Genomic DNA, 11,349 nt, shown 5'->3' with positions numbered 1-11,349 from the left:
CGCCGGGAGCGGGCTACCGCGGCGCCGGGCCGGTGGTCGTGCCGGGGACCAGGGTGACGTCGAGCGTCGTGGCGGCCGGCTCGTCGCCGGCGAGCACGCCCAGGACGGCGCGCCCCAGCGCGGCGCCCTTGGCCTGCAGCGGCTGGTGCACGCTCGTGAGCACATCGGGGGACAGCCACGGCATGTCGATGCCGTCGAAGCCGGCGATGGACACGTCGTCGGGCACGCTCAGGCCGAGCTCCCGGGCGGCGATCACGGCGCCGGCGGCGAGCAGGTCGGAGTGCGCGATGATCGCCGTCGGCCGCTCGGCGGCGGGCACCCACGCGCCGAGGATCTCGGTGGCGGCGTCGCGGCCGTGCTCCACGAGCGAGGCCGGCGTCTCCCACGAGATGGCCGGCTCCAGGACGTCGCGCACGCCCGCCAGCCGGTGGCTGGTGGAGGTGCGGTCGGCGCGGGCCAGCCGTGCGGCGTCGATCGGGCCCGACCGCTCGTCGGCGTCGAGCGGGAGGGTGATCTCCGCCACGCGCGTGTGCCCGAGCTCGACCAGGTGCCGGACGGCCTCGGCCGTGCCGGACCGGTCGTGGATGGCGACGAGCGGCGCGCCCTCCACCGGGCGTCCCTCGCCCACGACCACCGGGATGCCGCGGTGCCGCAGCGCCTGGAGCGTCGGGTCGCGCTCGAGCACGCCCCACACGAGCACGGCCACGTCCATGGCCGCGCTGAACACGAGCGGGTCGACCGCGGCCTGCTCGCCCTCCGCCCCGCCGGCGCGCGCGACGCCGGGGATGAGCAGCACGCCGAGGCCCTCCGACCCGAGGACCTCCACCAGGCCGTCGAGGACCTTCACGGCCACGGGGTCGCGGAACGCGCGACCGGGCTGGTCGCCGAGCACGACGCCGACGATCCCGGAGCGCCCCGAGCGCAGCTGGCGACCGAGCGGGTCGGGGCCCGAGTAGCCGAGCTCGGCGGCCGCGGCGAGCACCTTGTCGCGCGTCTCGGCCGTGATCGGCCCGGCGCCGGAGAAGGCGAGGGACGCCGTGGACACGGAGACGCCCGCGCGCTCCGCGACCCGCGCGAGGGTCGGCCTGCCGGGGATGCGGCCCATCGGGCTCCTTCCGGTCGCGCGGAGCCTGCGGCACCGCATGGACGGTGCGTCAGCCTACCTCCGGCCCGCGCCCCTCGCTCGAATCGATGCGACCTCCGACTTGACCGGATCCCCGCCAGGCCCGACCGTCATGGGGTGAGCTCCCCGTCGCGGCCGCCGGGCCGGCCGTCCGTCCCGCCCTCCCCGCACGCCGTGCGGGCCGCCTGGGCCGTCTTCGTCGTCTTCGTGGTCGCCGGGGTCGGGATGTCGACGTGGGCGTCGCGCATCCCCGCGGTCCGCGACGGCCTGGGCTTCTCCGAGTCCGAGATGGGCGTGCTGCTGCTCACCGGGGCCATCGGGTCGCTGGTGGCGCTGCCGACGTCGGGGCTGATCGCGTCGCGCATCGGCGCCGCCGCGACGTGCGTGTCGTTCGCCGGGCTCAGCGCGGCGGGGTTCGCCGTCGCGACCCTCGCCGTCGGCGCCGACCAGCCGATGCTCGTGCGGGTGGGCCTGTTCGTCGGAGGCATGGGCGTGGGCGTCTGGGACGCCGCCATGAACCTCGAGGGCGCCGTCGTGGAGCAGCGCCTCGGCCGGTCCGTGATGCCGCGCTTCCACGCCGGGTTCTCCCTGGGCACGGTCGCCGGCGCCGGGATCGGCGCGCTCGCCGCGCACGCCGGGCTGTCGCTGCCCGCGCACGTCATCACCGTGATGCTGGCCGACCTGGCCGTCGTCGTCGTGTGCGTGCGGTTCTTCGAGCCGACGCCGCACGGCGCCGCGGCCGGTGAAGGCTCCGTCGACGCGTCCGCCCACGCCGCCGCCCACGCCGCCGCCGACACCTCCGCCGACCCTGCGACCGCCGTCGAGACCGACCACGGCACCGCCCACAGCGTGCGCGAGACGCTCGCCACGTGGCGCGAGTCGCGCACGCTGCTGGTCGGCCTCGTGGTCCTGGCGGCGGCCCTCACCGAGGGCGCGGCGAACGACTGGGTGAGCCTCGCCGTCGTCGACGGCTTCGGCACGGGCAACGCGGCGGGCGCGGTGGGCCTGGCGGTCTTCCTGTGCGCGATGACGCTCACCCGGCTGGCCGGTACGGCGCTCATCGACCGCCTCGGGCGGGTCACCGTGCTGCGCCTGTCGGGCGCGGCCGCGCTGGTGGGCGTGACGGTCTTCGCCCTCGTCCCCGTGCTGTGGGTCGCGCTCGTCGGGGTCGCGATCTGGGGCGCGGGCGCGGCGCTCGGCTTCCCGCTCGGGATGTCGGCGGCCGCCGACGACCCGAGGCGCGCGGCCCTGCGCGTCTCGGTCGTCTCGACCGTCGGCTACTCGGCCTTCTTCGTCGGGCCGGCGCTCATCGGCTTCCTGGCCGAGCACGTGGGCTACCGGGACGCGTTGCTGGTGCTGGCGCTGCCGGTCGCCGTCGGCCTGCTCGTCGCCGGGGCCGCGCGCCCGCTCGTCCCCGCCGGCGACCCGGGCCCGACGCGTACCCTGGACGGGTGAGCCTGCCAGCATCCCCCGCCCCGTCCGCGACCACGCCGTCGGCGCCCGAGGTGCCCGCACGCCGCGACGCCACCGAGGCCGCGCCGTCCCTCGCCGACCTCACCACGCTGCGCGTGGGCGGTCCCGTGGGCGCGTACGTCGAGGCGACGACGGAGGCCGAGCTCATCGAGACCGTGCGGGCCGCCGACGACGAGGGCGTCCCGCTGCTGGTGATCGGCGGCGGCTCCAATCTGCTGGTCGCCGACGAGGGCTTCGACGGCGTCGTCGTGCGCGACGTGCGTCAGGGGCTGGACGCCGACCTCGAGGACTCGTGCGGCACGGACGGCGCGTGCGGCGGCGCGAGCCTGCGGGTGCCGGCCGGGCAGGACTGGGACACCTTCGTCGCCGAGGCGGTCGCCGGCGAGTGGGTCGGGGTCGAGGCGCTGTCCGGCATCCCCGGCACCGTCGGGGCGGCTCCCGTGCAGAACATCGGCGCGTACGGGCAGGAGGTGTCCGGCGTCGTGGCATCCGTGCGCACCTGGGACCGGCACACCGGGGGCATGCGCACCTTCACCCTCAGCGAGCTGGGCTTCGGCTACCGCACGTCGCTGCTCAAGCGCACGATGCGGTCCGGCGGCGGCGAGGGCGCGCCCTGGTACCCGACGCCGCGCTACGTCGTGCTCGAGGTCAACCTGCAGATGCGGCTCGGCAGCCTGTCCGCGCCCGTCGGGTACGGGGAGCTGGCGCGGCGGCTCGGGGTCGAGGTGGGGCAGCGGGCGCCGTCCGCCGAGGTGCGCGAAGCCGTCCTCGAGCTGCGCGGCGGCAAGGGCATGCTGCTCGACGGCGTCGGCGGGGCGCCCGCCCCCGACCACGACCGCTGGTCGGCAGGGTCGTTCTTCACCAACCCCGTGGTCCCCGTCGAGCAGGCCGGCGACCTGCCCGCCGACGCCCCGCGGTTCGCGGTGCGGTCGGCGACGCCCGCGTCGACGGTCAGCCCGAGCCTCGGCGTCGTCGACCCATCGCTGGTGAAGACCAGCGCGGCGTGGCTCATCGAGCACGCCGGGTTCACCAAGGGTTTCGGCCTCGCGGGCGAGCACAGCCCGGCGCGGCTCTCGACGCGGCACACGCTCGCGCTCACCAACCGTGGTGGCGCGACGGCGTCCGACCTGGTCGCGCTGGCGCGCACCGTGCGCGACGGCGTCCGCGACACGTTCGGCATCGACCTCGAGCCGGAGCCGGTGCTGGTCGGCGTCGCCCTCTGAGCCCCGGAGGGGCAGGGGGTCAGTAGACGATGACGGGGGTGCCGTGCGGCATGCCCCAGTCGTCCCAGAGCCAGTTCATGGCCGAGTTGGACACGCGCACGCACCCGTGCGACGCCGGGACGGGCGGGATCGACGGCGAGCCGTGCACGGCGAACCCTCCGTTGAAGTACTTGGGGCGCCACATGGCCCCGAGCTCCAGCGTGGACTCGTGCAAGCGGTCGCGCTCCATGTAGACGGCGTACGACCCGCGCGGGGTGGAGGCGGTGTACGAACGGCCCTGGGCCTCGAACGTCTCGCCGTTGCCCGACGACGCGTTGATGATCCGGGTCACGACGCCGTCCTCGACGGTCATGAGCAGCTGGCGGTCGATGTCGATCTCGACGGCCTTGCCCGACGACGACTGCGCGCTCGGCCGCACGCCGTCCTCCAGCGCCGCCTGCGTCTGCGGCCCGATGACGCCGTCCCGGTACAGCCCGGCGGCCTTCTGCAGGGCCCAGACCGCCTGCTGCGTCGCCGGGCCGAAGCTGCCGTCAGCCTCCTGGACGAAGTAGCCCAGCTCCTGCAGCCGCGACTGCAGCGCGGTCACCCGCTCGCCGGAGTCGCCGTACTCGAGCATCTTGGCGCGCTCCTCGGCCGCCTTCTTCTCGGCGGCCTCCTGCTCGGCCGCCTCCCGTGCGGCCTCTTCCTCCGCGGCCTTCTTCTCGGCCGCTTCCTGCTCTGCGGCCTCCTGCTCGGCGGCTTCCTTCGCGGCCTTCTTCTCCGCGGCCTTCTTCTCGGCCGCTTCCTGCTCTGCGGCCTCCTGCTCGGCGGCTTCCTCCGCCGCCTCCTGCTCCGCCGCCTCCAGCTCCGCGGCCTCGCGCTCGGCGTCCGGGGTCGCGGTGCCGGACGAGACCGACGGGGCGGACACGGGGTCCGGCTCGCCGTCGCCCGGAGCGCACCCGGCGAGGAGCATCGCCGCCACGACGCCGAGCGCGACCGGCACGCCGCGGCGCGGCACCGTCCGGCGCCGTCGGGAGAGAAGAACCGTGCGCATACTGCCGCCCTTCCGTGCCAGCAGCCGCGGCAGCCCGTGCCGCGGGAACTCCTACGGTGCCGTGCGTGCCGCCGTCGCGCGAGCGCGCCGCTCGCGGGCCGGCGGATCGTCACCGTGTCGTGACCTGTCACCTGCCCTGACGGACGGCAGCGCCGGAACGAGGGGGTGCCGGCGACGGGGCAGGTCAGGCAGGCAGGTCAGGCAGGCAGGTCAGGCAGCCGGACGGCGCCGCAGGTCGGGCGGACACGGCAGCGCCGCCCGCCCCGGCGGGGGCGGACGGCACGTGCGCGTCGCGGCGTCGTCAGCGCTTGTCGTCCTTGAGGACGGCGAGCCGGTGCCGGAACTCGGCCTCGTCGATCTCGCCCCGCGCGTAGCGCTCGCCCAGGACGTCGACGCCGCCCGCGCCGCCGCGGGCCCACGGCGGGCCGTGCCGGCGCGCGCGGCGCGCGACGAGGAACACGACCGTCGCGAACAGCGCGAACCACAGGAGGGGGAACACGATCCACCAGCCCGGACCGCCGCCCGCCCCGTAGGGGTGCGCGGCGACGGCGGCCGGAGCGGCGAGCGCCGCAGCGGTGGTGGCGGTGGTGACCATGGGAGGTCTCCTTCCGACGGTGGCCCGCCCGCTGCGGGCCGTCTGGTTCCACCGTCCCGCGGCGCGCGGGCCGCGTCGTCAGCCCTGCGTACCGACCGGCGTCGTCCCGTCGTGCCGCCTCTGGGCACCCCGGCGCCCAGGTCACGGGGACCAGCCGGGGCGCACGACGCCGCCCTCGTACGCGGCGACGACGAGCTGGGCCCGGTCGCGGGCGCCGAGCTTCGCCATCACCCGCGAGACGTGGGTCTTGACGGTCGACTCCGACAGGTACAGCGTGCCGGCGATCTCGTCGTTGGACAGCCCGCCGGCGACCTCGACGAGCACCTCGCGCTCGCGGGCCGTCAGGTGGTCGAGGCCGGGCGGGGGCGGCACGTCACGGGTCGCGTCGGCGACGCGCGCGAGCAGGCGGCGCGTGACGCCGGGCGACAGGAGCGCGTCCCCGGCAGCGGCGACGCGCACGGCTCGCACGAGGTCGGCCGGCTCGGTGTCCTTGACGAGGAACCCGGTGGCGCCGCCGCGGATGGCCTCCGCGACGTACTCGTCCAGCTCGAACGTCGTCACGACGACGACGTGCACGCCGCCCGCCCGCGGGTCGGCCACGATGCGCCGGGTGGCCTCGAGGCCGTCGAGGCCGGGCATGCGCACGTCCATGAGGACGACGTCGGGCAGGTGCTCCAGCGCCAGGCGGACGGCCTCGTCGCCCGTCGCCGCCTCCGCGACCACGCTCATGTCGTCCTCGGCGTCGAGGAGGGCGCGGAAGCCCCCGCGCACGAGCGCCTGGTCGTCCGCCAGCAGCACGGTGGTCGGCGTGGTCGGCGTGGTCGGCGTGGTCGGCGTGGTCGTCATGGGCGTCCTCCTCCCGAGGCGTGGGGCGGGGCGAGCGGGACCGTGGCGTCGACGACGAACCCGACGCGGGCGTCGTCCGCCTGGTGGCCGGTGCGCAGCGTGCCGCCCGCACCCTCGACGCGCTCCCGCATGCCCCGCAGGCCGTAGCCGGGGCGGTTCGCGTCGAGCGGGCCGCCGGGCCCGCCGTCGTCGGCGACGGTGACCCGCACGCGTGCGTCCTCGCGGCCCACGTGCACCAGCACCGACCGCGCCCCGGGCGCGTGCCGGCCCACGTTGGTGAGCGCCTCCTGCACCACCCGGTACACGATGCCCGCCACGTGCGCCCCGGCGGCGCCGTCGGCCCCGACGGCCGGGTCGACGTCGAAGCGCACCTCGACCCCGCGCGCCCGGAGCGGTTCGGCCAGGCGGGGGAGCGCGGCGAGGTCCCAGGTCGGGGCCCGCGGCACGTCGCCATCGGCACCGGGTCCGCCGTCGTCGCCGCCCTCCCCGCGCACGACACCCAGCACGGCGCGCACCTCGTCCAGCGCGTCACGACTGGTGGCCTTGATGGACGCGAGCGCGGAGCGCGCCTGCTCGACGTCGCGGTCCAGCAGGTGCAGGCCGACGCCCGCCTGCACGTTCATCGCGGACAGCGAGTGGGCGAGCACGTCGTGCAGCTCGCGCGCGATCCGCAGCCGCTCGGTGGCGACCGCGGTGCGCTCGCGCTCGGCGCGGGCGGCCCGGTCCGCGGTGGCGCGGGCGATGCGCTCGCGGAGGCCGGTGGCGACCAGGAGCGCGACCGCCGTCCAGGCGGCGCCGCCGAGCAGGCCCGCGAACCGCGGCTCGTCGCCGCGCAGCGCGGCGCCCGTCACGACGACGCCCCACATCAGCGCGGCGCCCGACCAGGCGAGCGCCCGGGCGCGCGCGGCGGGGCCGGTCAGGAGCACCATCACCAGCACCCCGACGGCACCGGCGAGGGCAGGCCCCCAGGCGTAGCCGAGCGCGAGGTAGGCGCCGATCGCGCCGACGGCCAGCAGCACGGACAGCGCGGGCGGTCGGGGCCGCAGCACGACGAGCGCCGGGCCGACGAGAGCGAGCGCCAGGCCCAGCAGGTCGAGGTCGCGTGCCCCCGCCTGCCAGTGCGACGCCCCGACCGTGCCGACCAGCACGACGACGGCCAGCGCCACGCCGAGGAACACCCGGGGGCGCCACCGGTCGAGCGGGCCGAGATCCATGTCCGGCACGCTACGCCGCGGCCGCCGGCGGCGCGTCCGACCGGGGTGCCGGGCGCCGTCGTCCTCCGGGACCATGCCGGGCCGACCTGCCGGGCCGACCTGCCGGGCCGACCTGCCGGGCCGACCCGCGGGGCCGATGAGAAGGCTCTCATCTGGCTCTCACCGTGGGCTCGGGGCCCGATGGTCGGATCGCCGCCATGACCCCCGCACCCTCTGTCGCCCCAGCCACGACGACCGGGCCCGACGACCAGCGGGCCTGGCTCGACCTGTTCGGCGGCGACGCGGCCGCGGGCATCCTCGGGGCGGCGCTGGCGGCGGACGGCGCCGAGCTCGGGTCCTGGTCGCTGCGCGAGGTGCACGCCCGGCCGGGTGCCGAGGTCACCGCCGCCTACGAGGTGGTCGCCCGGCGCGGCGAGGGCGCCGACGCGGTCGTCGCGCAGGAGCACCTGTTCGCCACCAGCGCGCCGGCGTCGACGTTCCGGCGCGCGCTGCGCTCCGACGACGGCGCGGCGGGCTCGGCCCGCGGCGCGCGTCGCGACGGACGGGAGGGCGACCTCGGCCCGGGCGTGGTGCGGCTCGACGACGGCGACCGCAGCCTGCACGTGTGGCGCCATCCCCACGACCCGGCCCTGCCGGGCCTCGCCGCGGGCAGCACCCCCGCGCGCGTGGAGGACAGGCTGCGCGCCGCCGGCACCGACGCGCGGGTGCTGTCGCTGGAGACGGTGACCTACCGGCCGCTGCGCCGCGCCGTGCTGCGGGCGCGCACCACCGCCGGCACCGTCTACGTCAAGGTGGTGCGGCCGTCGAGGGTGGGCGACCTGGTGCGGCGGCACGCGCTCTTCGCGGGGGCGGCGGGCGAGCCGCTCGCCGGTCGCGGCGCCGGGCGCCGGGCGGCCCGCACGGCCGAGCCCGCGCGGCGTGGTCCCGGGCCGGGCGCGGTCGCCGCCCCCGGTGTCCTCACCTGGGCGGCCGACGGCGTGGTCCTCCTCGAAGAGGCGCCCGGCCGGTCCGTCGCCGACCTGGTCGCCGCGACGCCCGCGGCCGGCCAGGCGGCCTGCATCGACCCGGCGGAGGTGCTGCGGGTGGCCGCCGCCCTCCCGCGGGCCGGCAGGGCGCTGCCGCGCCGGCCGGCGTGGGCCGACCGGCTGGACCACTACCTCGCCGCCCTGCCCGTGGTGCACGACGTGCCGTCCGGGCGGGTCGAGCTGCTGGGTGCGGAGATCCGCGCCGTCGTCGCGACCCGGGACGCGGGCCCGCTCGTCGTGACCCACGGCGACCTGCACGCCGCGAACCTCCTGCTCTCGCCGGCGCACGACGGCGGGCACGACGACGGGCAGGACGGTGGGCAGAGCGACGGCCCCGACGCCGGCCCGCGGGTCGGCGCCGTGCTCGACGTCGACACCCTCGGGCCCGGACACCTGGTGGACGACCTGGCGTGCTGCGTCGCGCACCTCGCCGTGCTGCCGGCGCTCGCGCCCGACACCTACGCCGGCGTGCCGGGGCTGGTCGAGACGTTCCTCGCCGCGTTCGGCGAGCAGGTCGACCCGGCCCTCCTGCGGGCCCGGGCCGCGGCGGTGGTCGTGTCGCTCGCCGCGGGCGCCGACGACGCCGCGCACGCCCTGGAGTGGCTGGCGGTCGCGGAGCGGCTCGTCGAGCAGGCCGCGGAAGTCTGAGAGTCCTCTCACGCCCGGCTCCCGGCGGTCTCACGTTCGCCGCCGAGGCTGGGAACCAGTCGGGCGGACCAGCCCGAGGGAACGCACGACACGGAAGCACCACACGAAGGAGCACCACGATGAAGGCACGCAGCGCATGGATCGTCACCGGGGCGCTCGGCGCCGTCGGCCTGGGCGCCGGGATCGCCGCGGCGCAGGGGACCTTCGACCAGACCCCGTCCGACGCCGTCGTCGCGTCCGCCGTGCAGGTGGGCGACGACTCGGCCGCCGCGGCGAGCACGGCCGCGGCCCCGTCCCCCACGGCGGTGCAGAACGGCACGTCGATCACCACGGTGACGGCGGGCTCGGTCGCCACCCCGTCCACCGCGCCGACGACGAACACGGCGGACACCGCGGGCTCGGCCCAGACCGCCCAGACTGCCCAGACGCCCGCCAGCCCGGCGACCGCGTCGTCGCCCGTGAGCCCGATGACGCCGCAGTCGGCGAAGACCGCCGCCTCGACGGACTGATCACCGGCCCCCGCACCGGGGCCCGCCCCGAGGCGGGTCCCGGTGCGTAGAGTCGGGCGATGAGCCTTCTTGCTGCGGAGCACGCGCTCCAGGCCGCCCAGCGTGCCGGCGACGTCGACGCGCTGGAGGTGCTGCTGCACCCTCGGTGCGTCGGCTCCGGCCCGGACGGGTCCGTCTTCTCCAAGGAGGACGACCTCGAGAGCCACCGCTCGGGCTCGCTGCGGATCACCCGCCTGGAGGAGGAGTCGCTGGACGTCCAGGAGGACGCCTCGAGCGGGGTGACCCGGCTGGTCGCCGCCGTGGAGGCCATCCAGGACGGCGCCGCCGTCTCCGCGAGGTTGACGTACACGCGCCTCTGGGTGCGGGCGGACGAGGGCTGGCTGGTCCTGGCCGCCACGCTCGTCCCGGCTGCCGATCCGGCCTGACCGGCCCTACCGACCCGCTGTGGCGCGGGCGCGCCGGACGGCGACGGCGAAGACCGCGCCGAGGGCAGTGGCCCCGACCGCCTGATAGCCGAACCATGCCCAGCCGCCGCCCGGGGTCGTCGACCACGCCAGCAGCGCGGCCGCGACCGTCACCAGCACCCAGCCGGAGTCGTACGCGACGAGGAACCTGGTCGATCGCCGCAGGTCGCCGGTGCGGGCGAGCGCGAGCTCGACGACACCGCACAGGGCCAGCGTGACGGCCGCGGCCAGGACGAGCCAGGCGGGTGCGTCGAGACGGGTGGCGAGCCACCGCGCCCCGACGGCGAAGAGCGCCGCCGTCGCCAGCTTGAACACGCCGTCCGCGACGAAGCCGCCGCGCAGGACCGCCCCGCCGCGGTCGCCCGGGGGCGTGCGCCCGCTCATCGCTCCGCCCCCGCGGGAGCGGCGCCGGCGGGCCGGCGGGCCGGGCGACGTGCGCGGCGTCCGGCCGCCAGCCCGTACGCGTGCCCCACCGTCGCGGGATCGGCGACCACCTGCAGCAGGGCGGCGGCGAGGTCGGCCCGCTGCACCGACCCGACGGCGTTCGCCTCGGGCACGAGCCGGTAGCCGGTGGCCGGGCGGTCGGTCAGGTAGCCGGGGCGCAGCACGGTCCAGCGGACCGCTGGGCTCGCGGCGCGCAGCGTCGCCTCCATCGCCTCGAGGTCGGCGTAGATGCCGCGCCCCACCCGGTGGACGTACGGCCGGACCGCGCGCCGGAACCACCACGGCTCGCCGTGCCCGGTACGCAGCACGGGGGAGGCGGAGACGGTGACGATGCGCCGTACGTCGTGGCGGCGCATCGCCGCCAGGAGGTGGGCGGTGCCGTCGGCGCAGACGGGGACGGGGTCCTTCGCGGTGCGCTTGCCGAGGGTGGAGACGACCGCGTCGACGCCCGGCGGCAGCTCGAGGTCCGGGTCGGCGACCACCTCGGCGGCGACGACGTCGACCCCGGCGGGGGCGTGGTACCGGCGCGGTTCGCGGACCAGGGCGGTCACGCGGTGCCCGGCCGCGAGGGCCTGCTCCACGACGAGGCGGCCGGTGGCGCCCGAGGCGCCGCTGACGGCGAGGTGCATCCGTGCTCCTTGCGGGGTGGTCGGCCGGTGCCGCGGGCCGCGACACTAGTACAACTTGTCTAGAACCTAGGGACACCGGTGTCGCTAGTCAACCTGTACGAGCGACCTAGACTCGGGGCCGGG

Annotated in this window: 12 protein-coding genes; 5 read left to right on the top strand and 7 right to left on the bottom strand. The window is 77.3% G+C overall.

The genetic code is table 11. From position 1 onward, the window contains the following. Nucleotides 1-13: 13 nt before the first annotated feature. Entirely contained in the window at nt 14-1,105 is a 1,092-nt protein-coding gene (locus IEW03_RS15210) for a LacI family DNA-binding transcriptional regulator (protein WP_188524543.1), read from the bottom strand. A gap of 135 nt (nt 1,106-1,240) precedes the next feature. Here IEW03_RS15210 and IEW03_RS15205 point away from each other — a divergent pair, with 135 nt between their 5' ends. Both IEW03_RS15205 and IEW03_RS15200 read left to right on the top strand, forming a co-directional pair. Continuing rightward, nucleotides 1,241-2,578: an MFS transporter gene (locus tag IEW03_RS15205; RefSeq protein WP_229738182.1), complete on the top strand. Its 1,338-nt coding sequence runs from the start codon at nt 1,241-1,243 to the stop codon at nt 2,576-2,578. A 50-nt stretch (nt 2,579-2,628) separates the two neighbouring features. Beyond that, nucleotides 2,629-3,819 (top strand): UDP-N-acetylmuramate dehydrogenase, encoded by a 1,191-nt coding sequence (locus IEW03_RS15200; protein WP_188524573.1) that lies wholly within the window; start codon nt 2,629-2,631, stop codon nt 3,817-3,819. Nucleotides 3,820-3,838: 19 nt separating this feature from the next. Here the strand turns inward: IEW03_RS15200 and IEW03_RS15195 are convergent, their stop codons facing one another. The 4 genes from IEW03_RS15195 to IEW03_RS15180 form a co-directional block, all read right to left on the bottom strand. Further along, entirely contained in the window at nt 3,839-4,852 is a 1,014-nt protein-coding gene (locus IEW03_RS15195) for a L,D-transpeptidase family protein (protein WP_188524542.1), read from the bottom strand. A gap of 301 nt (nt 4,853-5,153) precedes the next feature. Further along, nucleotides 5,154-5,447, bottom strand: coding sequence for an SHOCT domain-containing protein (locus tag IEW03_RS15190; RefSeq protein ID WP_188524541.1), 294 nt, complete (start codon nt 5,445-5,447; stop codon nt 5,154-5,156). 141 nt (nt 5,448-5,588) lie between these two features. After that, nucleotides 5,589-6,293, bottom strand: a complete 705-nt coding sequence (locus IEW03_RS15185; RefSeq protein ID WP_188524540.1) for a response regulator — start codon at nt 6,291-6,293, stop codon at nt 5,589-5,591. Beyond that, the gene (locus IEW03_RS15180; protein ID WP_188524539.1) at nt 6,290-7,507 is read right to left on the bottom strand and encodes a sensor histidine kinase; all 1,218 of its coding nucleotides are present in this window, start codon (nt 7,505-7,507) and stop codon (nt 6,290-6,292) included. The genes IEW03_RS15185 and IEW03_RS15180 overlap by 4 nt, the downstream gene beginning before the upstream one ends. 197 nt (nt 7,508-7,704) lie before the next feature. Between IEW03_RS15180 and IEW03_RS15175 the strand changes: the two genes are divergently transcribed. From IEW03_RS15175 to IEW03_RS15165, 3 genes are all read left to right on the top strand, one after another. Further along, a complete protein-coding gene (locus IEW03_RS15175) occupies nt 7,705-9,180 on the top strand; it encodes a phosphotransferase (RefSeq protein WP_188524538.1) in 1,476 nt (491 codons plus the stop codon). A 119-nt stretch (nt 9,181-9,299) separates the two neighbouring features. Continuing rightward, entirely contained in the window at nt 9,300-9,689 is a 390-nt protein-coding gene (locus IEW03_RS15170; protein ID WP_188524537.1) for a hypothetical protein, read from the top strand. 59 nt (nt 9,690-9,748) lie between these two features. Further along, nucleotides 9,749-10,114 (top strand): nuclear transport factor 2 family protein, encoded by a 366-nt coding sequence (locus IEW03_RS15165; protein WP_188524536.1) that lies wholly within the window; start codon nt 9,749-9,751, stop codon nt 10,112-10,114. Nucleotides 10,115-10,120: 6 nt separating this feature from the next. Here the strand turns inward: IEW03_RS15165 and IEW03_RS15160 are convergent, their stop codons facing one another. Next, nucleotides 10,121-10,537, bottom strand: coding sequence for a hypothetical protein (locus IEW03_RS15160; RefSeq protein ID WP_188524535.1), 417 nt, complete (start codon nt 10,535-10,537; stop codon nt 10,121-10,123). After that, nucleotides 10,534-11,226, bottom strand: a complete 693-nt coding sequence (locus IEW03_RS15155; protein ID WP_188524534.1) for an NAD(P)-dependent oxidoreductase — start codon at nt 11,224-11,226, stop codon at nt 10,534-10,536. Before IEW03_RS15155 ends, IEW03_RS15160 begins: the two co-directional genes overlap by 4 nt. Between the last annotated feature and the right edge of the window lie 123 nt (nt 11,227-11,349).

This window comes from Isoptericola cucumis (assembly GCF_014635665.1).
GTDB lineage: Bacteria > Actinomycetota > Actinomycetes > Actinomycetales > Cellulomonadaceae > Isoptericola > Isoptericola cucumis.
This window is presented reverse-complemented; position numbering and strand designations above follow the sequence as displayed.